Raw genomic sequence first — 23,641 nt, forward strand, 5'->3', positions numbered from 1 at the left:
TCTAAATAGAAGGCGCTGGATGGTCATAGTTTTTACTGTTTATGTCATCAGGATCCAGGGATACATTATGATAAGGCTTGCCGCCCGCGATCCATCGGTAGACGGCAGGCAGGAAGAACAGGACGCTGCCGGTGGAGAACAACAGCCCTCCTATGACGGCAATGGCCAGCGGTGCGGTCTGGTCCCCTCCTTCGCTGATACCGATGGCCATGGGGATCATGCCGGCGATCATGGCAGCGCTGGTCATCAGGATCGGACGGAAACGGGCCTCTGCCGCATTCAGATGTGGCAGGGAATTCCCTTCTTTCCGTGCACGTTCAGCCTGGGTGATAAATAATACGGCATTGGCAATGGAGACGCCCGCCGCCATAATAGTTCCCATATAGGATTGGATATTGAGGGAATGCCCCGTCACATACAGCATGGCCAGCGCACCTGCGACAACGGCGGGCGTCACCGCCACCGTGACGACGGCCACCCGGAACGATTGAAAGTAAATGGCCATCGACAAAAAAATGGCGACGATAGCGATGAGCAGGCCGAACCGGAGGTTCTGCAATGTCTGGTCCAGCAGCTCAGGCTGGCCGCGCAGCAATATCTTCGCGCCGGCAGGGAGCTTGCCCATCGAGGAGATGGCGGCCCGCACTTTCGTGAAGGCGCTCCCCGCGTCTTCTTTATGTACGTTGGCCGTCACTGTTACATACCGCTGCTGGTTCAGCCTGTCGTATTCCCCCGGGATGGTCGTGCGCGTGAGACGGCTGACTTCACTAAGATAATGCGTATTGCCTGCCCCGGAAGAAACGGGGACCATTTCCAATGCGCCGGTGCTGTTCATGCTGTATTCGGGATATTGCACCTGTACCTGGTAGGCTGTGCCCGTCGTCTTGTCAAGCCAGTAGCTGGGCATGGTGAAGCGGCTGGAAGAAGTGGCGGCGACCGTGCTCCGCGCGATCTGGTCTCCGGAGATGCCGAGCGCAGCCGCCTTCACGCGGTCCATATCCACGCGGATGGCCGGATAGTCCAGGGGCGTTGCGATCTGTACGTCCCTCAGCGCCGGTGTCTGTTGCAGTTTTTGCACCAGCTGCCGGGCGATCTTTTGCCCCTCGCCCAGGTTGCGGTCCACCACGGCAATTTCCACGGGGTTGCTGCTGCCCAGGTTCAACACCTGTTCGACGATGTCTCCCGGCTCGAAAGACAGCCGCGCTGCCGGCATCTCTTTTGCCGCCGCGGATCGCAGCTGTTCCCGGAAAGCCTCGATAGGTAGGCTGCCCCGCCGAAGCTTGATCCTTGTCACTGATTCCTGGGGGCCGCTGGTCCATAGATGAATATAGTTGACAGGATAGCTGGAAGGCTGGGTGCCTATGAATGCCGAAGTGATCTCCACCTGGCCCTTTCCGGCGATGCGCTCGGCCAGGCCAAGCAACTGGCGGGTGGCGTCTTCCGTCCGCTCGAACCGCGTGCCCACGGGCAGGCGGAGACGGACCTGTGCCTGACCGCTGTCGCCGGGAGGGAAGAGCTCCGTACCCGTGGACGCAAACAGCAGGACCGCAAGCCCGACCGTAATGAGGACAAACAGGCTGGCGGCTATGACATGGCGCCCCTGGAACTTACTTCCCAGACGCACATAACGGTCTTTCAATCGACTGAAAAAAGTCTTATCACCTGCCGGACCTTGCTTATGCAGCGCTTCCCTCATCCACCAGTTGGCCATCACGGGTACAAAGCTCTGGGACAAAAGGAAGGAAGCGATCATGGCAAAGCCCACTGCCAGCGACAAAGGCAGGAACAATGCTTTAGGTACGCCGTTCATGAACAAGGCCGGCACGAAGACGGCCAGGATGCTGAGCAGGATCAGCAGCTTCGGCGCGGCTATCTCCCTGCACGCATCGGCGATGGCGCGGGCCCTGTGTTTGCCGCCTTCCTGGTGGCGGTGGATGTTTTCCACCGTGACGGTGGCTTCGTCCACCAGTATACCAACGGACAAAGCCAGCCCGCCCAGGGTCATGATATTGATGGTCTGTCCGGAAAGATAAAGGGCCGTGACGGCGGCCAGCAGGGCGAGCGGAATGGTGAGGATGACGATCAGGGCGCTGCGACCGTCCCGAAGGAATAGCAGCACCACCAGCCCCGTGAGCAGGGCGCCCAGCCCGCCCTCGATCAGCACGCTCTTCAGTGAATTGATAACATAGCCTGACTGGTCGAATGCATACGTCACTTTTATATCAGGGGGGATGGCCGCCTGCATGTCCGGTAAGGCCGCTTTCACATGCTGGACCACGTCCCAGGTGGAAGCATCGGCCCGCTTCGTGACGGGAATGTATACGGATCGCTTGCCGTTGATCAATGCATAGCTGGTCGTCACATCCGCCCCCAGGCTGACAGTCGCGATGTCCCTGACATAGACGGAAGGGCCGCCGCCCGTTCGCAATGGCATGCTCTGCAGGTCCTGCAGACCTTCGATCACACTGTTTTGAGGGGTGATATAAGTGGTGTCGCCGATGCGGACATTGCCCGCCGGGCTGATGGTATTGAACTTCGCAAGCGTCTGCACCACTTCGTCGGCAGAAAGGTTATAGCTGCGCAATTTGCCGGGATCTACTGTGATCAGCACCGTCTTTTGATTGCCGCCGAAGGGCGGTGGCGCCGACACGCCGGGAAGGGTAGCGAACATCGGCCTGACCCGGAAGAGCGCAAGGTCCGAGATCTCGCCCAGGCTCCGGCTTTCAGAGCTGAAGACCAGCTGACCGACAGGTACGCTGCCGGCATCAAAACGGGTCACAAAGGGCGGTACGGTTCCCGGCGGCATGAAGGCCCGGGCCCGGTTGACATACCCCACCACTTCCGCCATCGCCTGGCTCATATCCGTGCCTTCGTTGAATTCCAGCTTGATGAGGGCGGCGCCCTGGATGCTTTTCGACACGACATACTTCACACCCGTGATATACAGGAAGTGATACTCATAGTAGGAAGTGACAAATCCTTCCATTTGTTCCGGCGAAAGGCCGCCATAGGGTTGTGCAACATACACCGTAGGCAGCCCCAGGCGGGGAAAGATATCTATTTTGGAATTCCTGATGGAAAGATAAGAGAAGAACAGGATGGCAAGAACAGCAACGAGGACCGTGACGGGATGGCGCAGGGCCGATGATATTAATTTCATGGTTGGCTGACTTGATCGGTGAAAAGACTGAGGCGGCCCGCAACAACGGCCATGTCGAGCAAGGATCTCCATGCCTGGACATAAGCTCCGGCCTGGGCTATTTCCGCCTGCAGCAGCTGATACCTCGCCTGTTCCAGCCGGGTGTAATCGATCAGCCCGTTGTCATAGCTGAGCTGCAAACCCTGGTAGGCCAATTGCTGTGCACGGGTCACCGTGGGGATACGTTCCGCAATAAGCCGGCTCTGTTGATAGTTGCGATGGGCCGTTTCCATTTGTTTGCTGAGATCCAGCGACACCTGCGCCAGCTGTGCCTCATCGGCTGCCAGCAAGCTGCGGTATTGCTTTTTCTGCAGGCCTATCCGGGAGAACTGGAGGATGGGGAAGCTCACCTGGAAGCCCGCGCCATAGTTATCGTGGGTCAGCCTCCAGCCGTCGGACTTGTTGATCGTTCCATTCGACAGGATACCCGAGCCACGGCCGTAGGCATTGGCCCATATGTCCAGCTGCGGGCGCCAGGATCGCTGTATTTCTTTCAGTGAAGAAAAGCTGAGGTCTTTTTTAGCCTTGTACCAGCCATACTGCGGGTTGTCGGTGACGGAAAGGGTGGTGTCGGAGAACCGCGGCGTGCTGATGGCGAAAAGCGTGTCGGTGAGCGCAAGATCCTCCGTTGCGCCGGCGAAGGCCAGTAGCCTGGTAAGCTCGACCGCTTGAGCATCGAGGGTACGCTGGGCTCCCAAAAGGTCGATCTCGGACTGGGCCAGCGCGGCCTGGAACTGGATCGTGTCGATGCCCGGGCGGAGCCCTTCTTTGGCCAGGTCAAGGGATTGCCGCAGCTCGCCGCGGGTGCGGTCCGTGTTGGCCTGCAGGCTTGCCAGCAGCTTTTTAAGATAGACAAGGTCGAGATAGATATTCAGGACCGCATACTGTTGCCGGAAAACGGCATCATTATATTCGGCATTGGCAAGCTTGTATTGTGCTGCCGCTTTGTCGATGGCGGCGGCACGCTGGCCAAAGGTCAAAGGCGACCACTTCAGCAGGGCCGTCAACGCCGTACCCGGTACAAGGTCATACGTATTGGAGGCAACAGGTGGTCCCGAAATAGGCATGAACAATCCGGGATAGCTCATGCCCGTGACATTATTGAATGTGGCATAGCCCGCCTGGTAGCCGGCAGTGAGATCAGGAACCAGCGTATTCCGGGCCAGGCTGGTATTGTAGCCCGCGGCAGTAGCCCGTTCTTTGGAAGCCTGCAGCTGCGGCTGCTGCGTCTGCACCAGCGACAGCGCCTCCCGGATGGAAAGGGCCTTTGGCTGCGCATGGCAGGGCACGATCATACAGGCCACGCTCGTGGAGGATACCAGGGTCCGCCAATTGATTGAAAATAAACGCATGCAATGAATGGAATTGCAGGCAAATTAGAGAGGGTAGATAAGATAGGATGGTGAAAACGACCCTATTGATGGTGATTTTGAAAATGTTGCTTCCGGTATGCTTCGGGCGTCAGCTGCTCGTATTGCTTAAAGAATTTAATAAAGTAGGACGGGTCTTTAAAACTAAGCTTGTAGGCGATTTCACCCACGTGGCTGTCCGTATACAGCAAGAGCCGGCGCGCTTCTCCCATGATAAATTGGTCCACCACCTCGCTGGCGCTCTGGTGCGCCGCTTTGCGGCAGGCGGCATTCAGATTTTGGGGGGTAGTATCCAACTGCCTGGCCAGCACGCCCACCTTCCGCTGGATGGCCGGACGGGTTAGCAGAAGGTCGATCAGCCGGGCATACAGCCGCGTCTGCACGCCCGTGTGCAGGAAGCTATTACGCCCTTTTTCAAGCAGCATGGCGACCAGGCTTTTCAGTAGGCCGTCGATACTGTGATGTTCATACGCAGTGGGAGAGACGGATTGCGCCACCAGCAGGGGAAACAGGGCCGCCAGGTCATCGGCGTCATCCAGGTAAAGACAGTTGGCATGCCAGATAAGATGGAGCAGCTGTTTCAGCGGCTCGTCGCGGCTCTGCTGAAGAAAGGTGTTTTTGAGGATGATGACATATCCGTCGGGGTCATTGTCCAGTTGCCAGTTATGCACCTGGTCACGATTGATAAAAAAGAACACGGGAGGCTTGATGTCATAGCAGTGGCCGTCTATCCAATGCTGCCCGCTGCCCCTGGAAAGGTATACGATCTCGAAGTATTGCTTATGCTTATGAGGTGGTGTGACCAGCGTTCCTTTCCGGAAAGGTTCCACCTTAATATGCTTTTCAGGGCTAATCTTATTCTTGGTTGGAATCAGCTGTTTCAACGCAATTAAGGTAATCATTTAAACTGCAAATGCAAAGAGATCACGTCCGATACCAGGTCCGTTGTCTGCGTGTAATGCCCGTATCGAAGCTCCAGCGCGCTCAGGTGCGTGCCGAAGATACCTTTCGGAGGCGCCAGCCGGATGCCGGCCCCGAAGAAATTGCTGGAAAAGGCAGACAGCGCATAATTGCTGGTGTAATAGGTATCCGTGGCGGCATGCTGTGCATAGGGCGCGAAATAATTGGCCGCTGTTTGTGTGTAATATCGGTAGAAAGGCGACACGGAAAAGAAAGGGGTCAGCTTCACCGGCACTTCCAGGCTGGCCGTATGCGATCGCACACCCCAATTGTCCTGGTAGTAGCGGTAATAGCTCCGCAGGATCACCTTGTCGCCCAGGAAATAGTTCAGCCGCACACCGACAGGCAGCTTGAAGCGGTTCGAGGGCAGGTTTTCAACGGCGTCGTTGCCATCCGTGAAATATACTCGGTGGAAGGGCAGCCCCAGGTAACCATGCTGCTGAACAAGGTCCAGCAGGAAGCTGGCCTGCAGGCGGCTGTTGATCACCTGTGAAAAAGAGAAAGAGGCCGTATAGGTCTGGCGGGGACTGGAGCCGTAGTCAGGATGGTTTTCCTCATCACGGCCGCCGCCATAGGTGCGTGCCGGCTCGAACTCCGATGGATAGATGAGCTTCACCCTGTCGAAATAACCGCTGAGCTTCAGCCCAAACTCGCCGTTGTTCTTTGTTTTTTTGGTTGCACCCGCGCTGGCGCCAATGGATTGATAGTTGAATTCATTCGAGTAGTAGGCGCCGAGGCTGAAGGAGGTGCCCTTCTTTTCATTCTCCCGCGTCCAGTCCAATGAAGGATAGATGCGCGTGCCGTCGGTCCTTCGACTGGCGCCTGTCTTTGAAATATAGGCCTGTGATGCGGCCGTATGGATGTCGATGCCCACCCCGGCCGTCAACGTATTCTTTCTTTGATGGGCATCCCATCCCACCCATTTCAGCTCGAGACCATTGGCAAGGTCCGTGACCTTTTCGGAACCGATGCCCCCTTGTATAGCGGAATGGTCACCCCGCTGGGTGTAGTAGCTGGAGACCAGGTTCACTTCGTCCAGTTGCAGCTTTCTCGGCTTAAATGCAGCAGAGTCTTTTGTCACCTGGGAAAAAGCATGCAGCAACATAAAATACATGCCGACGACGGTCAGACAGATCTTTTTCATGGAAATGTATTACGCGATGATTTTTAATTACAGCCGCAGCCGCCTCCTGTTTTTCCGCCGTTGGCGCCGGCGGCGCCTTCCCGGTAGGACTGGAAATTAAGCTCATTCTTTTCCACTTTCCGGCTGGACAGGCTCATCTCTGAATCGTTGATCCGGCTTTTCTGGTATTCTTTCACCGACGTGCATGCCGACATTACCACGCAGGTCAACACCGCGAGGCCTCCTGAAAGAAAAATGCTTTTTTTCATTGCTGTTGTTTAGAAAAATGTATGTGGTCCGATGTATATACTACGTCGTCGTCATCTATCAATATCGCCTCGATGTCTCTCATCTGGTTGATCATATCGAGTCCCGCCCTGATGCCCATGATCATGACAGGGGTGGCCATGGCATCGGCGATCTCAGCGTTCGGGCACAGGATGGTCACGCTTTTGATGCCCGTGACAGGCAGGCCGGTCCTGGGATTGATCGTATGGGAATATCGTTTTCCATCGATGATGACATACTTTTCATAATTGCCCGAAGTTGCCAGCGCAAGCCCCGTGACATTCAAATAGGAAAAGATCTGTCCCGCCGAATTGGGGTTGACAATGCCAATGGTCCAGGGTTCTCCGCCAGGCTGATAGCCCCATGCTGTCAGGTCTCCGGAAGCATTTACGACGCCGCTGGCGACACCCATTTGCTGCATGACCGCCTTGGCCCTTTCAGCGGCATAACCTTTCCCGATGCCGCCAAAACCGATGCGCATTCCTTTTTCTTTCAGGAACACCGTGTGATTTTCCTTATCCAGGAGAATATGTTGGTAATTGATCAGCCGCACCATCCGCCTGGCAGTGGCTGCATCCGGCAGCGCCCGCATCGTGGTATCGAAATTCCACAATCCCTTGTCCACGGAGCCGTACGTAATATCGAAGGCGCCCTGGGTGACCTGGGAGATGCGGATAGATCGTTCGATAAGGGCGAAGGTTTCAGCGCTTACCCGCACCGGCGCCAGCCCGGCATGGGCATTGATAAGGCTGGTCTCGCTGCCCTCGTCATAGGTGGTAAGTAAAGTTTCGATGCGTTGGATCTCCCGGACACCGGCATCGATCCGGTGGTGGGCCCATTCTTCCTCTTCAGCTACGACGCTTAGCTCGAAATGGTTGCCCATGAGCTTCATCGCACGCTTAAAGATCTGTTGCTGCACAGGAGCTTTCGGGACCTTAATGTGTTTTGCCGGCGTCAATGATGGATCGTATCTCTGAAGTGAATGGATCGGGTTTTATCGAAGGGTTGCCTTCCCATTGATGGATCACTTTTCCTTCAGCATTCAGTAAAAGCGTTAAAGGAAATTTCCCCTGCGAATTATAATGGTCAGCCAGCTGATCGTTCTGCTGCTGCTGTTCTTTCGACAGCTGATTTTTTTTCATACGGGGAAAATCGGCGTTCACCAGCACCAGGGTGCTGTCCGCAAATGCCATAAAAGCCGGCGAGTCAAAGACTTCCTTGCGCAGCATGATACAGGGCCCGCACCAGTCGCTGCCCGAAAAGTTCAGCAGGATATAGCGGTGCTCCTTCCGGGCGATCTCTTTGGCTTCCTGTAAACTGTTATGCCATGGCGAAGGCGGGGTCAGGCTCAGGAACCCAAGCAGGAAAAGCGCTTTAAGCATTATTCAGAAACTTTGATGTTATAACGTCAATTACGGATGAAGGTTTGTTTAGGTTGTGTTAAAACCTTATTTTTTATGGAACCTGTATCCTAGAATGATCTTAAAGATATCATTGTCTGTGCTTTGCGTAAGGCCCAGGCCGTAGCCGACATTTAACTCCCAGTCCGGGGACCAGTCCAGGTCCACCGCCACGAAGATCTGATGCCCCTGGTTCTGATAAGAGGGGATATTATTCAGGGGGCCCAGCGCACCATAGTATTCAAAGCCGGCTGCAATGATCTTCGTGACATCGTAGGATGCTTTTAAATTAGGAGAGAATTCATAACCGGCATTCTTGTTTATCCCGTGAAAGGACTTGTCAAAAGTAGGGTTGAAGGAAAAATAAAACTTCCCCCATTGCTTGTCCACGATCGGCCTGATCTCCAGGCTCCAGTCATCCTCGCTGAACTCCCTTTTCTGGTAGCCGGCTTCCAGCGAAAGGCTAACTCCCACAGGCCATCCCCAGGACGCAGGCGCCATCACCCGCGGCCGGATATGGCTGCCGACATAGTTGGTGCGGTTGTTATTTCCGATGGTGTTAAAGATATAAAAGCCCGTTTCGAACCAGGAGTTCCATCCATGGGTGATCTCGATGGTCTCATGCAGTACATGGTTGGTGGGCAATACTTTGCTTTGGATAGTCTTCGATCCGTCAATGGTAAAGTTGCTGTGCAGCTCCACCATCGTACTGCCTTTATTGACCGTCGGCGACGCGTAGACCTGGATCTCGTAGTCATCCTGGCCTGATGTTATAAGTGGGAACACCAGTGTCATGAGTAGTAGATGAAGCAATATTCTCATGAATATGAAGTCTTTGGTTTATGCAAACTGCTGCAAGATGCATCCCAATTCTGGAGGATTCTTGAAGTTACGGATCCATCACCAAAAGTGGCAGATTGGTCACTTTTTTCACTGTTTAACTATCCATATCATTTTCCCCATCCCAGCTGAAAAGCTACGAAGGTACCTGTCGGTCCAAAGACGATCCGGACAACCAGGTACAGATCAGGCCCGCGAACAATGATCTGATCATACGACAGCTGTGGGATGGGAAAGAAATAGCTGTCTCTCCCAGGACAGACAGCTATTTTTACAATGACGCGGAATCCTATCCCGTGCAGTTCCTGAAGGATAAGGAGGGAAGGATCAACCGCGTACAGGTATTGGGGACGAATATTTTCGAGAAGCTGCCCGATCCACATAATACATCAGCACCACGCAAATAGCGAACGCCCCGATCGTCACCAATCCCAGGAGGTCATATCGCAACAGCCGGCCTGCCGCATCCTGACCGATCATCCAGCCCCCAACGACAGAAGCGATGCCGCCGCCCAGCTGCTGCACCGAAGAGTTGATGCTCATGAATGCTCCCCGGTCCTTCATATCCGGTACGCCCGATACCAATGCCTGGGTTGGGATCATCCGCGACATGACAGCCGTATACATCAGGGTATTGGCAATCAACACCAGCCAAAAAGGGGTTACGGAAAGATGCGTAATGATCAACACCATAAGGGTGGCAAGCATGGTGCCCATGATGAATACCCTGTATTTGCCCAGCTTATCGCTCCATTTGCCAATGAGCGGCCCCGTGACAAGACCTGCACAACCTGCCACAATGAAGACGACGGGCAGCATCTTCTCCGCCACGCCCACATTCCGTACAAGGAAAGCGCTGGAATAAGGCATCATCAGGAAGCCGCCGGTGGAAAGGAACACGGTCGATAAAAAAGCTACCATATATTCCTTCCTGGTAGCCGTCCGGGCCAGGTGTAATAAAGGCTGCTGCGCAGCTCTTTCCTTCAGATGTCCGGTCACAGGCCGCATCCACCTGACGATGCCGGCGCCCGTCACCAGGCAAAGCCCCACGATAATGAGAAAAGGCATATGCCATCCATATTGATTGGCGAAGAACAACCCGACAGGAATGCCCAGCGCCTGGCTCACCGCAAATGCCATCTGCACAAAGCCCATGACCCGGCCCCGCACTTCCAGCGGGAAAAGATCAGCGACGATCGCCATGTTGACGGAGAAGAGGACACCGCCGAATACGCCGGTAACCATACGGGCCACCAGCAGAAAGGAATAGTCCGGCGCAATGCCGCATAGCAAAGTGCCCACTATAAATCCCGCGTAAAAGAACAACAGCATTTTTTTCCGGTCAAATTTGTCGGCAAAGCCGGCGGCAAGGACACCGGAAATGCCGGCGCTGAAAGCATATACCGACACCACCCACCCGAATTGGGAAGGGCTGATTTGCAGGATACGGATCAACATGGCCCCCAATGGCGCCATTACCATAAAGTCGAGGATCACAGTGAACTGAAGTAAAGAGATCAGCACGATCATGAATATTTGATACCGGCTGAAGACAGCTGTTTTAGCAGAGGTCGTGTTCATTGGATGTATTTAATAAATGAATGTTCGTTTAATTAATAAGTCAAAAAATTTTTTATTGGTGCTTTATACAGCTGATGTCCGGCACAGGCTCGCCGGCGCCTGGTTTCAACGCCTTCAATACCAATGAAAGGGTCTGCATCAGCATCTCATCCGTCAGCTGGAATTTCTCCCCGGACAGGTTCATGCCCGCCTTGTGATACCGGACCAGGTTATAAAGGGGAGCGAAAGCTACAGACCAGTATACCTCGAAAGGCATGACAACCAGCTCCTTATTTTGTATGGCCTTCGTGACGAACCGGGACATCATTTCCGAAAAGCGCTTATCCCGCATACGAATGGATTTTTGCAGCAGCGGCGTAAAAGCAAAATTCTCCATAAAATGACCCTCGTTCGGATGCTTGATAACATACTCGGCCCTTCGCTTCCACTGTACAGCCAGGCCCGAGGCAAAATCCATTTCCGGATCAAAGCCATCCAGGATATAGGCGAAATATTTATCCAGCTCCCGTTTGTGCAGCTGCAGAAGCAGATCCTCCTTGTCCTTAAAATAAATATAGATCGTTGCGGGGGAGACTCCCGCAGCCTTTGCCAACTTCTGCATGCTCAGCCCTTCAAACCCTTCATTGACAACCATTTGCAACGCTTCCCTGTAAATGGCCTCTATTTTATTTTCATCCCTTGTTCTCATGAATGCAAATATAAGTGTTGACCCCATGACCCTTCCGGTTTAATACAAGGGCAAATATAAATGAACGTTCATTCATTTTAAAACAAAGTTTTCCACAACCCTGACATCCATTCATCATGTTCCTTTATCGTACCCTCCGTTTATGACTACCGTCACTCCCTATTCTATTAGGGCGGATGAGCGCCGTTAGTACCTTTATTCTTCATAAGAGATCACAACATACAATGCAACATCCCGTTATTTTCACATTCTGATTTACACCCTTAACAACCATGCGTATTACAATCAAATTATGGCTGGCAGCCAGTATGCTCGGCCTGGCATCCTGCAGCAACAGCGAAAAGGATGATGTCACTGACACGGTTAACCGCGCCGGTGCGATAGAGACAGCTGTCACCGTACAGCATGCCGACAGCACCCATGACGTGCTGCTCACCACCCACAAGGTATGGGTCAACTTCCATGAGTTCAGGACGGTGGTCCACCAGGACACCATCCCGGCTTTGGGCATCGGGGATGCCACCGCCGAGAACGAGGATGGCGACACCAAAAAGGTGAGTGTAAAAAAAGATTACGAGATCTACATAACGCTGAAATGAAAAAGACGAAGCACATAGAGCTTATATTGATCACTGCCGCATTGGCAAGCTGTCACCGTCCCAACAACGAGTGGCAGAATGGCAATAAAGTGTATGTCCGCGGTGACAGTACGGCGCCCTATTCCCGCGCCTATCACTCCCACACCAGCCCCGCGCTCTGGTACTATGCATTCAGGCCTTATGGCAACTGGTACAATGGGTACTATCAACGGGCAGGATATTATTCAGGCGCCATCAGCGAAGCCAGCAACATTGGCAGCAATGGGTACAAAGGCAGTGTCGTCAGAGGCGGTTTCGGCCGCGGATCATTTTCCGTATCCTCCTGACACGCATATTATTTCCAACAATCAACGCCCTTCAAACACAACATATGGAAAGGATCGTCATCAATCCCCGCAATAACTGGCAGTCGGCTGTAGAAAAATTAGGCTTTGGCTTTCACTCTACGAATGTCCCTTACTGGGACGAGAGCGCCTGCTACCAATTCAAAATGGACGAGGTCCTCTTTATCGAAAAGGCGTCGGCCGAGCTCTGGGATCTTTGCCTGGGCGCCGTACAGCACGTAATGGATAATAACCTCTATCATCACTTCGCCATTCCTTCTGACTTCATTCCTTATATAGAAAGGTCATGGACGGAAGACCATCCGGCCATTTACGGCAGGTTCGACTTTGCTTACAAAGAGGGGCAGCTGAAGCTCCTGGAATTTAACGCCGATACGCCGACCAGTCTTTACGAAGCCGGTATTGTACAATGGTTCTGGCTGCAGGATTTCGATAAGAGCAAAGATCAGTTCAACAGCATACACGAGAAGCTCATCGCATATTGGCAATACCTGAAGAATTATCTTTATCCTGCACCGCTTCATTTCACCTGTGTGAAGCAATCCCTGGAGGACCTGACCAATACCGAATACATGCGGGATTGCGCCATACAGGCAGGGTTGGATACGCGCCTGATCTTAGTGGATGACATCGGCTGGGACCAGGATGCCCAGGTATTCATGGACATGGAGCTGCGGCCCATGCAGAATATCTTCAAGTTGTATCCCTGGGAATGGATGGTCAACGATGAGTTCGGCGTCAACATCCTCAGGGACAGAAGCAGGGCCTACTGGATCGAGCCTGGCTGGAAAATGCTCCTTTCCAATAAGGCCATCCTGCCTGTTTTATGGCAACTCTATCCTGAGTGCCCTTACATCCTGCCGGCTTATTTTGAGGAAGGCCGTCTGAGCAATTATGCCAGGAAACCCATCCTTTCCCGGGAAGGGGCCAATATAGATCTGGTACGGGACAACCAGCCCGTGTATAGCACTGCCGGGGAGTATGGTAAGGAGGGCTATATCTACCAGGAGCTGTTCGACATTCCGTCTTTCAGCGGTAATTACCCGGTGCTGGGAAGCTGGATCATCGGTCAGGAGCCGGCCGGTATGGGGATCCGGGAGTCCAGGCAGCTGGTGACGGATAACCTTAGCCGCTTTATCCCGCACCTGATTGTTTGACCGTTTTCCTTTTGAGGCTGATCCTGCGCCGTCCCGGAAGGCGGGTGGGTATTTCGTCGCCCAATAATTTGCCCCAGGGCTTCAGTTCATCGATGCGATCGAAAATGATCTTCAGGATGCCGATGAATGGAATGGAAAGGAACATGCCCGAAATACCCCAGACGGCGCCGCCCAGCAATACCACGAGGATCGAGATCAGCGCATTGATCTTTACTTTCGACGAGACGATATAGGGGATGAGGAAATGATTGTCCGTAAACTGGATGACGATATAGGAAATGATGATGCCTACCTGTGTGCCGAACCCGTCTTTGGTGATGGTCGCGACCAATAAAGGCAGGAAGATGGCGAGAAGTCCCCCGATAAAAGGCAGCACATTCAGGAGCGCACCCAGCACGCCCAGCAGTACGGCATAGGGTACACCCAGCAGCACCAAAGCCAGCGTATTAAGAGAAGCCACGATCAGGCCTTCCAACAGCAGGCCCACCATATAGCTTTGGATCGCGCCCTTGACCTGGCGAAGTACCGTTGCCACCTCGTTGGCATTCTCTTCGGCGAATATTTCATAAATGAAATTGACGAGCAGTGTCTTGTAGTACAGCAGCAAAAAAGTATAGACGGGCAGGAGCGTGGCCGTGGTCAGGGTGCCGGCTACCGTTCCCAGTAGTTGGCCCACCAGGGGTTTGATGCTTGCCTCGGCTTCTCCCAGGTATTGGTTCTGCTTCGCCATCGGCACATTGAAGTCTTTTGTCAGGGTTGCCTGCAGTTTCGCCAGCAATTCCCCGAATTTTTTACGCAGCAGGGGCAGCTGATCCGTAAAATGCATCATCTGCGTGGCCAGGAAATACCATATGCCAGCGATCACCACGATGCCGGCTATCAACGCCAGGGTAATGGAAAGCACCTTGGGCACCTTCCAGGCCATCAGCCGGTCCACCAGGGGATTCAGCAGGATGGCCAGGAAAAGTGCAAATGAAAAAGGGATAAGAATGCCCCGTAGGTTGGCCAGGGCATATGAACATAGGATCAATCCAAGAAGGATGACGGTGGCACGCAGATAAAAGGGATACTTTTTAAAAACGGGCATAAGGGGAAATGATATACCCTTATATAGCGTTTAGCGTGCCGGTTTTTTTTCAGGGGCAAATACGCCATGCTAATGCCTGGTACTGGCAGGATGTATACACAAGCTGAGTATAATATTCCTCACCCTTGGAATTTTCTTTTTATTTTTAGTCCCTCATGCCTTCGTCTTCCGCTAAAAAACTTCGCCCGCTGCAGCTTGCTGCCATCATCTTCCTCACCGTTTCCGGCGGTCCGTATGGGCTGGAGTCGCTTTTTACCTATGTCGGCAATCAGGGGGCCCTGATGCTGCTTTTAGTGACGCCCCTGCTATGGGATGTGCCCACGATCCTCACCGTGCTGGAGTTGAACAGCCTCATGCCTGTCACCGGGGGGTATTATCAATGGGTAAAGCGTGCCCTGGGCATCCGCTGGGCATTTTATGAAGGATGGTGGACCTGGCTGTATACATTCATCGACCTGGCTATCTATCCCGTGCTGTTCATCGGGTATGCCGCCTTCTTTTTCCCTGCTATCGAAGCGTACAAGGTTCCCATCTGCCTGGTGATCATCTGGTCTTCGGCCTTGCTGAATATCCTGGGCATCGTACCAGTGGGGAAGACCTCTGTCTTTTTAGGTATCATGGTGCTGGTGCCATTCCTCGTCCTTTTTATTGTATTGCTTACCCGGCATACCGGCATTCCCGCCATACCCACCCCTTCCCTGCACGGGCTGGGTTTTTCTCCGGTGGCGATGGGGCTTTACACGGTGATGTGGAATTTCATCGGATGGGATAATGCCACCACCTATGCCGGGGAGGTGCGGCGCCCCGCCCGGTCTTATTTGTTATCCATTAGCCTGGCTTTTATCCTCATCGTAGGGGTCTATATGCTCTCGGCCCTGGCCGTACAGCGCAGCGGTATCAGCGCGGAAACGCTGGACAATGGTAAATGGCCCGTGCTCGGCACCCTCGCAGGAGGCCATTGGCTGGGCGCCCTGCTGGCGGCCGGAGGCATGGCCAGTACGCTGGGACTTTACTCCGCCGTCCTCCTTTCGGTATCGAGGGTTCCCCAGGTGATGGCGGCAGACAGCCTGTTACCCTCCTGGCTTTGCAGGCTCCATCCCCGTTTCCAGACCCCGTATCTATCCATTATCGCTTCCTCCATGGTCGTCAGCATACTGATCCTTTGGACCTTTGAAGACCTCGTAGTCATGGACATCGTGCTGTACGGCGCAGGCTTGTCGCTGGAATTCGTCACCCTCTTTGTATTGCGCATCAGGCAGCCGATGGCGCATCGTCCATTCAGGATCCCGTTGAATAACACCGGCCTGTTGCTGATGATCCTGCTCCCCGTTGGCGTATATGCCATCGCCCTTTCCGGCGCGCTGACCTCCTCCGGGACCATGGCCATGCCTGCGCTTATTTCCATAGGGATGCTGATCTCGGCAGAGCTTGGTTGGCAACTGGTCCTCTGGAGGACACCCGCCTTAAAACAACAGACATGAGAATGCTTTCTTTCCTATTATGGACGCTGCTCCCTGCGCTGACAGCCAATGCCCGGCCCCCCATCCGCGTGCTCGTACTATATGAGAATGGCGGTCATCATATTGAATTCTCCCGCGCTGCAAAGGTCTGGCTTGGCCAGCTGGCCACCGACAGCAATCTCGTCATCGATTATATTAATGATACCCAAACCATCAACGATAGTACCCTTGCCCGGTACGCCCTGTTTATTCAGCTGGACTTTCCACCCTATGCCTGGGCGCCCCAGGCCGTCACCGCCTTTCAACATTACATCGAACAGGGCAGCGGCGGCTGGATCGGCTTCCACCATGCCACGCTGCTGGGGGAATTCGACGGCTATCCCATCTGGCCATGGTTCTCCACCTTTATGGGGGGCATACGCTGGAAGAATTACATCGCTGATTTTGCAAGCGCCCATGTCAAAGTAGAAGATGCCGCTCATCCCTGCATGAAAGGTATACCCGCTTCATTTGTCATAGAAAAAGAGGAATGGTATACCTGGGATACGAGCCCCCGTCCGAACGTGCATGTGATCGCCAGCGTAGATGAATCGACCTATGCGCCCAACTCCACCATCAAAATGGGCGATCACCCTGTCATCTGGACGAATGAGCATTATGCCGCCCGGAATATTTATATATTCATGGGACATTCCCCGGAGCTTTTTAACAATAAGGCATATACGACGTTGTTCAGGAATGCAATATTTTGGGTAACAAGCCCGAGCACAGCGAGGGCGTCCGAAGGACAATAGGTTAGCGTCTAAATAAACCCGGTCCGCCAGGACCGGTAATAATCAGGCATTACATAGCCTTAACCACACCATAATGCTGAGGTAACATATAGTAATGATCTTTGCGGCGACAAAACGTTACAGCGCTGTAATCCTATTTAGAAAAAAACCGTTTCAACATGACAACACGTACTTTCCTTGTAACAGGCCTTCTTATCATGGGCCTTTCCGCAGCCGCTCAAGCCCAGAACTTTCACACCGCCTTTCATTCCATGCAACAGGTGAACGCCCTGCTGGACTCCCTGGAAACACCCCATTTGCGGGTGGTGATCCAACAACCCGACAAAAATGACATGCGATTCCGCATCGCCTTCTCCAATCCCAACAGCCGCCATGCAACCATCATCATCCGCAAAAAGGACGATATCTATTTCCACGAAAATGTGGCGGAACAGGAGTATGCCAGCATGTATGACTTCAATCAGCTGGAAGACGGAGACTACCAGGTAGTAGTGGTTGGAGGAAAGGAGAAAGTGTCCACCAACATCACTATCCATACGGAGACACAGGTGAACAGGCAAGCCGTTCTTCACTAGACCTGCACCTACCCAACCCCACACAAAAACAACGATTGCTTCGCAAACCATAGGTAGCTATATGCCTGAAGGAGCCTTATCTTTCCGATGGGAGAATTATGTATCAATGCCTGGCAATAGTCCTGGCTCAATGTTTACTGAAATTGATCGGAGAGAGGAAAGTACAGCGACGGAAGGCCATATAGCTACCGACAAAGCAGAAAAAACTCAAAGCACCTAACTAAACAACAAACCCCAAAAAACTAACGTTCCTTAGCCTTCTGCAGCTGTATCCACCTTTCACTCTTCCCCAACAGCTGCGACACCTCCTTATTACTATCGCTGAAGGAGAGTGCCGTCCGTGTGATGAGCGACTTGATCATATCCATGATATGCTTCACGTCGTACCCGTTCTGCAGCGCCTCCGCAATGGCAGCAGTCAATTCCGGTTGCTCATGCCAGCTCTTCTTGACGGACGTATAACAAAATTGCCTGTCATTTTCCGGAATATCGCCCAGTGTAACAGGGCCCTTACCAACATATCTCATGGAGATCCGGTTGACAAGATGCTGCAGTTCCCGGATATTCCCATGATAATCCCGTTCCTTTAAATAATCGATCACAGCCGGATCGATGGACGGCATCGTATCTTCAGGGAATCGTTTCCGAAGGAAGAAATGCACCAGCGCAGGTATATCCTCCCTTCGCTCGTGCAGGCTGGGCATATCGCACTTCCAGAGGGAGATGCGGTCGTAAAGGTCCTTCCTGAAATTCCCCCTTTCCGCCTCTTCTTCCAGGTTGCGGTTAGTGGCGCTCACCAGCCGGAAGTCTGTTTGCTTCCATACGTTGCTTCCCAGCTTTTTATACACGCCCTCCTGGATCACCCGCAACAGCTCGGCCTGCATGCGCAATGGCAGCTCGCCGATCTCATCCAGGAAAAGGCAGCCATTGTCAGCCAGGGCGAAGGCGCCTTCCCGGCTATGGTCGGCGCCTGTGTAGGAGCCTTTTTCATGACCGAAGAACTCACTGCCTGAAAGTTCTGCCCGAATGGTAGTGCAATCTAACAGCACCAGGTTGGTCTGGCTCCGCTGTTTGTCGACCGCATGGATCAGCCGGGCCAGGGACTCCTTTCCAGTGCCCCGCTCACCCATAATGAGAACTGCACAATCGGAATAGGCGGCAACCTCGATGGCATTCCGGATCAGTTTTTTCAGGATCCTGCTTTCCCCGATGATATGGTTGCGCACGACGGATGACCGCATCATGATCTCGATGGTGCGCCAGCGTATGAATTTATCGCCCAGGCATTCGAATTGGTCGTCACAGGAGGAATATTCGAAATAATATTCCGCACCAAAACTAAAGATCCGCATGACTTCCTGTCTGCCTAATGGCTCGGGCGAGGTATTGAGTACAATGACCCTGTTACCCCGCTGCTTCAATTGTATATTCAACAGCGAGATCAGGTTGTCAAACTGTTCATTGCCGGCTATAAAAATGATACCCAGCTCTATGGACGTCTTACTGTGCCAGTGCTGCAGATCGATCTGCTGTTTCTGAAAAGCTTCGGATACCTTTTGCACACATGACAATACAGGCGACAGGTGTACGCACCAAACATCCATATGGTCAGTTCTTTTGCTCAATGCAATGATTTAAGGTACCCTTTAAGAAGACGTCAGGTAAAATTGAGAGACCGGCACTAACAGAGCGATATACCTGCGATGATCCTATGCATTCTTCAGGTGTTAAAATGCATGAGGGAACAGGCTTTGGTGAATCCCAGACGAACGGGTAGGTATGGGAGATAGGAACAGATAATTTTGTAATGGGTCAGACAAATATGAAGAGCCTTTAATATAAAGATAGGTTCTTGGACCCCTTTTCCCTATACCCTCTTTGTGGTATTCTTTCCCTGGCCAGCCGCAGCCGCCTGGCACGAAAATAAATTCATCCTTTCACGCGATTTTTTTCGCGACCCCGAAAAAATATTCGGAAAACAACTGGAAAAAGGCCTCAAAATCCACTGGCACGTAGTTTGGCATATAGGGAATGCCGGCAATCTTATTTCATCATTAATCAATCCATTTTAATCATCTTAAAAAATTTCAGTTATGCACAACATAGGACGTACAGTTGGCGAAGCCAACCAGGAATTCGAAAGCCATGAATTTGAAGGACATGAATTCGAAGGCGAAAATGAATTTGAATTCGAAGGCGAATTCGAAGGTGAAGGCGAAAGCCATGAATTCGAGGATGAATTCCTGAACGAGCTGCACGGAGAGTCTGAATACCATGAGTTTGAAGGCGAATCCGAGATGCACGAGACCTCCCACGAGGCCCTGGAGATGGAACTGGCCACAGAACTGCTGGAAGTCAGCAACGAAGCCGAACTGGAACAGTTCCTGGGCGGCCTGATCAAAAAGGCGGCAGGCGCAGTAAAGAACTTTGCCAAATCTTCTGCGGGTAAGGCGATTGGAGGCTTCCTGAAATCAGCAGCGAAAAAAGCATTACCGATCGCAGGCTCAGCCCTGGGCAATATGATCGTACCGGGACTGGGAGGGGCTATTGGCGGCAAGCTGGGTAGCCTGGCTTCCGGCATGTTTGAGCTGGAATTGGAAGGTCTGAGCAATGAGGACAAGGAATTCGAACTGGCCAGGGCCTATACACGGTTCGCTACCAATGCCGTTCGCAAGGCTGCCAGCAATCCGAATTATAAATTCCAACCCCGCCGTGTTGCCCGGGCCGCTACCATTTCGGCCGCAAAACGTTTTGCTCCCGGTCTGTTGAAAAGGGTTCGTACTACCGGAAGGCGCTTCAGCCGTCCCGTAGCACCCCGCACCAGGCCCATAGGCGCAGGAGGCAGCAGTTATGGTTTTGGCGGCTACACCGCCGGTGGATATGACAATGGCTATGAACCCGATCAGTCAATGGCAGGCCCGGGAGCCGGTGCTGGTATCGAAGGTTCTGGCACATGGTACCAACAGGGGAATCAGATCATTCTTAACCTCTGAACAATATGAGGCGGAACCTATTTACCACCCGCTTCCTGGTCAACGAAGCGTTGTCCTTACTCAGCAGGCTGGAGACGGTGAAACCGTTCGCGCTGACCATGCCGATGGTGACTGCCGCATGTATTCCGGACGAAGCCCTCAAAGGCATCACCGATCTGATCGTGTCTGGCAATAAAGAGCTGAAAAAACGGGTCAGGGATTTTGTTGCCTGGGTCAGTCATCCCGACAGCCAGCACGTGTCAGCGGAAGAGGCGCAGAGAAGGTTTGCAGTGCTTAAGCTCCGGTTTAACGATCTGCTGGATGAGCTCGACATCTTTGCTGATGTCACTTCCCAGCGCGCCGAGCACGATACAGGGGTCTGGGTGGCGGGGCTGGATGTCCTCGCCGCCGATGCCCTGGACCTGAAGGGTAAATATTACAAGGCGCCGCCCGTCATCTGCTACCTGGAAAGAGGTCACGGAGCTGCGATACGCAGGGCCAGGACAAGGCTTCCCAGCGGAGGGGACAACCCGGTGGCCGTAGTACAGCTTCCCAGGGAAAGGATGGTAGGCAGCGGCATCGCTTCCTCACTTATACACGAGGTAGGCCACCAGGGAGTAGCATTGCTGGACCTGGTGCGCTCTATCCGTAATCAGATCCAGTATAGGAAGAAAAAAAGCAACTACCCGGCGGCCTGGGAGCTCTATCACCGGTGGATCTCCGAGATCCTGGCGGACTTCTGGGCCATGGCCCACCTCGGCATAGGGGCAACACTAGGTCTGATTAATGTAGTGAGCTTACCGCGTTATTTCATGTTCAGGATAAAATTGGATGACCCACATCCCTTTCCATGGATACGGGTCCGGCTGAGCCTCGCTTTTGGCAAAAAGATCTATCCGCACGAGCAATGGGAGAGATTGGAACGCTTGTGGCTGTCCATGTATCCCTTGCAGAAGGAAAGCCCGGCGACCCTCGCTATCATTGATGCCCTGAATAGGATAATGCCGGAATTCACCGATCTGGTCATCAATCACCGGTCTGCGACGCTCAAAGGGAAAAAGCTGTTGGATATCTTCCCTTATAAGACAAGACATCCGGCACGGCTACAGTTCCTGTATAATACCTGGCGCTTTTCTCCGGAAGAGATCAGCACAGCGCCTCCCAGTCTTGTCTTCGCAGCTATCGGACAGGCACATGCCGACACGAATATCTCAGCAGCCGCAGAGAGTAAATTGTTATCTGACTGGCTAACCCGATGGGCCTTCTTGAGTGTGGAGAACAGAACGAAGAAGGAGACCAGGCAGATCATCCATGAAATAAAAAATTTAATTAACGATTAAAAAAAAGTAATTATGAACAGCGAAATAACAAGGGTTAGAAATGCCAAAGGACAGCCGGCATCGCCTCAGACGTTTGAGCCATTAGTGCTGGCCTGGACGGAAAATGATTCTTTGGCGCGCCTGGATGTCGAGATCTATGACAAGGGCAAGACTCCGGGAAAAACCAAGCCTATCCGCCGGTTTTTCTTCCGGATCGACAGTGGTGAGATCATACCGTTGGTGTTCACCTCCAAAGACCTGGTTGTCCGAAACGCGCCTAAGAACGGCCCTTCATCGACTTTGTACCAATTCCCCATCAACTATGATGCTTTTACGGAAGGCGGCAATACCCTCACTTTTTATGAGGACATTACAGACAGGGACCAGCAGTTTACAATTCCCGGCTCCACGCCTCCCATCGGCGACGTGGTGTCACTGCCGCAGAACGATGGATCTTCCGTTGATGTAGTCCCTTTTGCCGTGATCAAACTGAAAGCACAGCCGGAAAAGAACGAAGTCAACGTCAAGCTGGAAAGACCCGGCATCGAAGAGACCACGGACAAAATACTGTGGAAGGCGATCAAGGCTCATTCATTGAAGTTTGAAGAGTATGAGCACTTCATCGATACGATCCTCGACCATAATGTGCCGGATGCAGGTGGCAGGCATTTCAACCGGAAAAGCGCTAAAAGGCGGTCGCCTTTCGTCAAAAGTGAAGAGTACAATCTCATCAAGTTCGCCACGGAGTTCCACATGCTGTCGAAGTTCGGGCTGAATGAAAAAGAATTGATAGGATACGTGGGCTCCAGCGGAAAGCTCCCTTATTATGACTTCGTCATCGATCGTATCCGGGATGACCTGAAGCTCGATAGCCTCAGCGAAGATTACGAAGATGAGTCAGGTGGTGACGTTGCCCGCAGGGAAGAGCAACGGCTGTACAATCCCTTCATGACAGAGCTCATCTGGAGTTACTGGATGGAGCAGGCAGGGCTGGCCCAGACCATGAACGTTATCAACCTCCGGTTCCAGAACATACGTACCGACGTGTTTTCCGACAGGCTGCAACGCTTCGATGCCGATCCGCTTCGTCCCCTGAGCTATATTCTTTGGGGCTATATCCAGGACGAGCAGCATCGTTTGTCGCTGCCCCGCCGTGTCAACGAGTATGACCATGAATATGGTCTCCTGCTCACGGGCCGCGCAGTGAATAAGTCGAACAACGTGGACACGCGCGTCAAATTCCTGGAAGCTTTTCACAATCTGCTGAATCTGTCTTTTGTGTACTTCAAGGAAAGTGATGATACGACCTATATCGCCGACGCCTTCCCCGTCCTCAATGCCTTAAGGGAGGTGCACCTGCTGCTGGCCGAAGGCAATCACAATGCTTACGGCAATCTCACCTGGACTGCCCGGCAGGAGATGATGATGCAGCAATATATCCTGGCAAGGCCGGAAATGCGTGAGTTCCTGGGAGGCAGGGTGATGGTGCCCTATCCGGAAACCTGGATGGATCGTGTGGACACGATGCGCCATATCCAGCAATGGGGTGAGACCAGCGTTCTTCACTACTATGAGCTGGCGATCCATGGCGAGCAGATCCTGCTGTCCATCCGCTATGGCAACTGGAGCGATGTTACCCTCGACAGGAATAACGCTGCCAACTGGGCCCAGGAGTTCCGTAATAATATTTACCGGTATACCCATGCGTATCGCGTAGTGACAGGCGTCGACCTGACCATGGACAAGGTTCAGTCCACCAGCACTTTTGCGATCCAGCCCGCTTATCTCATCCAGCAGCGTCTGATGCAGGAGAGAGGCAACGGAACCTTTGTGCAGAACCAGCGCATGATGGTCCGTGCAAAGGATAGGAGAGTGTAAAGGTCGG

Annotated in this window: 21 protein-coding genes; 9 read left to right on the top strand and 12 right to left on the bottom strand. The window is 53.0% G+C overall.

The window, feature by feature from the left end; all coding sequences use genetic code 11:
* Position 1 precedes the first annotated feature (1 nt).
* The 10 genes from Q4E93_RS02945 to Q4E93_RS02990 all read right to left on the bottom strand — a co-directional run bounded on the left by Q4E93_RS02945 (position 2) and on the right by Q4E93_RS02990 (position 11,449).
* On the bottom strand, positions 2–3,160 hold the full coding sequence (locus tag Q4E93_RS02945; protein ID WP_303582596.1) for an efflux RND transporter permease subunit: 3,159 nt from the start codon (positions 3,158–3,160) through the stop codon (positions 2–4).
* Positions 3,157–4,551, bottom strand: a complete 1,395-nt coding sequence (locus tag Q4E93_RS02950) for a TolC family protein (RefSeq protein WP_303582597.1) — start codon at positions 4,549–4,551, stop codon at positions 3,157–3,159. The genes Q4E93_RS02945 and Q4E93_RS02950 overlap by 4 nt, the downstream gene beginning before the upstream one ends.
* 62 nt (positions 4,552–4,613) lie before the next feature.
* Positions 4,614–5,471: a helix-turn-helix domain-containing protein gene (locus Q4E93_RS02955; protein ID WP_303582598.1), complete on the bottom strand. Its 858-nt coding sequence runs from the start codon at positions 5,469–5,471 to the stop codon at positions 4,614–4,616.
* Positions 5,468–6,673, bottom strand: a complete 1,206-nt coding sequence (locus Q4E93_RS02960) for a DUF3570 domain-containing protein (protein WP_303582599.1) — start codon at positions 6,671–6,673, stop codon at positions 5,468–5,470. Before Q4E93_RS02960 ends, Q4E93_RS02955 begins: the two co-directional genes overlap by 4 nt.
* Before the next feature lie 23 nt (positions 6,674–6,696).
* Positions 6,697–6,921: a DUF4266 domain-containing protein gene (locus Q4E93_RS02965; protein ID WP_303582600.1), complete on the bottom strand. Its 225-nt coding sequence runs from the start codon at positions 6,919–6,921 to the stop codon at positions 6,697–6,699.
* Positions 6,918–7,859, bottom strand: a complete 942-nt coding sequence (locus Q4E93_RS02970) for an FAD:protein FMN transferase (protein ID WP_303582601.1) — start codon at positions 7,857–7,859, stop codon at positions 6,918–6,920. The genes Q4E93_RS02965 and Q4E93_RS02970 overlap by 4 nt, the downstream gene beginning before the upstream one ends.
* A gap of 16 nt (positions 7,860–7,875) precedes the next feature.
* Positions 7,876–8,322 (bottom strand): thioredoxin family protein, encoded by a 447-nt coding sequence (locus tag Q4E93_RS02975; protein WP_303582602.1) that lies wholly within the window; start codon positions 8,320–8,322, stop codon positions 7,876–7,878.
* Between the two features lie 66 nt (positions 8,323–8,388).
* A complete protein-coding gene (locus tag Q4E93_RS02980) occupies positions 8,389–9,162 on the bottom strand; it encodes a hypothetical protein (protein ID WP_303582603.1) in 774 nt (257 codons plus the stop codon).
* Positions 9,163–9,507: 345 nt separating this feature from the next.
* Positions 9,508–10,761: an MFS transporter gene (locus Q4E93_RS02985; protein WP_303582604.1), complete on the bottom strand. Its 1,254-nt coding sequence runs from the start codon at positions 10,759–10,761 to the stop codon at positions 9,508–9,510.
* Positions 10,762–10,813: 52 nt separating this feature from the next.
* Complete coding sequence (locus tag Q4E93_RS02990; protein ID WP_303582605.1) at positions 10,814–11,449, bottom strand: TetR/AcrR family transcriptional regulator; 636 nt, start codon at positions 11,447–11,449, stop codon at positions 10,814–10,816.
* 272 nt (positions 11,450–11,721) lie between these two features.
* On the opposite strand from Q4E93_RS02990, the gene Q4E93_RS02995 reads away from it, so the two are divergent.
* The 3 genes from Q4E93_RS02995 to Q4E93_RS03005 are packed head-to-tail and all read left to right on the top strand — an operon-like array spanning position 11,722 to position 13,549.
* A complete protein-coding gene (locus Q4E93_RS02995) occupies positions 11,722–12,048 on the top strand; it encodes a hypothetical protein (RefSeq protein ID WP_303582606.1) in 327 nt (108 codons plus the stop codon).
* On the top strand, positions 12,045–12,374 hold the full coding sequence (locus tag Q4E93_RS03000; protein ID WP_303582607.1) for a hypothetical protein: 330 nt from the start codon (positions 12,045–12,047) through the stop codon (positions 12,372–12,374). Before Q4E93_RS02995 ends, Q4E93_RS03000 begins: the two co-directional genes overlap by 4 nt.
* A 44-nt stretch (positions 12,375–12,418) precedes the next feature.
* Positions 12,419–13,549, top strand: coding sequence for a glutathionylspermidine synthase family protein (locus Q4E93_RS03005; protein WP_303582608.1), 1,131 nt, complete (start codon positions 12,419–12,421; stop codon positions 13,547–13,549).
* Here Q4E93_RS03005 and Q4E93_RS03010 read toward each other — a convergent pair.
* Positions 13,527–14,636 (bottom strand): AI-2E family transporter, encoded by a 1,110-nt coding sequence (locus tag Q4E93_RS03010; protein WP_303582609.1) that lies wholly within the window; start codon positions 14,634–14,636, stop codon positions 13,527–13,529. The two genes, Q4E93_RS03005 and Q4E93_RS03010, sit on opposite strands and share 23 nt — an antisense overlap.
* 155 nt (positions 14,637–14,791) lie before the next feature.
* Here Q4E93_RS03010 and Q4E93_RS03015 point away from each other — a divergent pair, with 155 nt between their 5' ends.
* The 3 genes from Q4E93_RS03015 (at position 14,792) to Q4E93_RS03025 (ending at position 17,465) form a co-directional block, all read left to right on the top strand.
* Positions 14,792–16,117, top strand: a complete 1,326-nt coding sequence (locus Q4E93_RS03015; protein ID WP_303582610.1) for an APC family permease — start codon at positions 14,792–14,794, stop codon at positions 16,115–16,117.
* Positions 16,114–16,890, top strand: coding sequence for a ThuA domain-containing protein (locus tag Q4E93_RS03020; protein ID WP_303582611.1), 777 nt, complete (start codon positions 16,114–16,116; stop codon positions 16,888–16,890). Before Q4E93_RS03015 ends, Q4E93_RS03020 begins: the two co-directional genes overlap by 4 nt.
* 158 nt (positions 16,891–17,048) lie before the next feature.
* A complete protein-coding gene (locus Q4E93_RS03025) occupies positions 17,049–17,465 on the top strand; it encodes a hypothetical protein (protein WP_303582612.1) in 417 nt (138 codons plus the stop codon).
* Positions 17,466–17,707: 242 nt separating this feature from the next.
* On the opposite strand, the gene Q4E93_RS03030 is transcribed toward Q4E93_RS03025, so the two are convergent.
* Complete coding sequence (locus Q4E93_RS03030; protein WP_303582613.1) at positions 17,708–19,090, bottom strand: sigma-54-dependent transcriptional regulator; 1,383 nt, start codon at positions 19,088–19,090, stop codon at positions 17,708–17,710.
* Between the two features lie 468 nt (positions 19,091–19,558).
* On the opposite strand from Q4E93_RS03030, the gene Q4E93_RS03035 reads away from it, so the two are divergent.
* From Q4E93_RS03035 to Q4E93_RS03045, 3 genes are read left to right on the top strand one after another with little or no spacing between them, the layout of a single operon-like run.
* The gene (locus tag Q4E93_RS03035; RefSeq protein ID WP_303582614.1) at positions 19,559–20,458 is read left to right on the top strand and encodes a hypothetical protein; all 900 of its coding nucleotides are present in this window, start codon (positions 19,559–19,561) and stop codon (positions 20,456–20,458) included.
* A gap of 5 nt (positions 20,459–20,463) precedes the next feature.
* A complete protein-coding gene (locus tag Q4E93_RS03040; RefSeq protein ID WP_303582615.1) occupies positions 20,464–21,777 on the top strand; it encodes a hypothetical protein in 1,314 nt (437 codons plus the stop codon).
* 12 nt (positions 21,778–21,789) lie between these two features.
* The gene (locus tag Q4E93_RS03045; protein ID WP_303582616.1) at positions 21,790–23,634 is read left to right on the top strand and encodes a hypothetical protein; all 1,845 of its coding nucleotides are present in this window, start codon (positions 21,790–21,792) and stop codon (positions 23,632–23,634) included.
* Positions 23,635–23,641: the final 7 nt, after the last annotated feature.

Origin of the sequence: Flavitalea plasmicola (assembly GCF_030546645.1) — a bacterium.
Taxonomy (GTDB): Bacteria; Bacteroidota; Bacteroidia; order Chitinophagales; family Chitinophagaceae; genus Puia.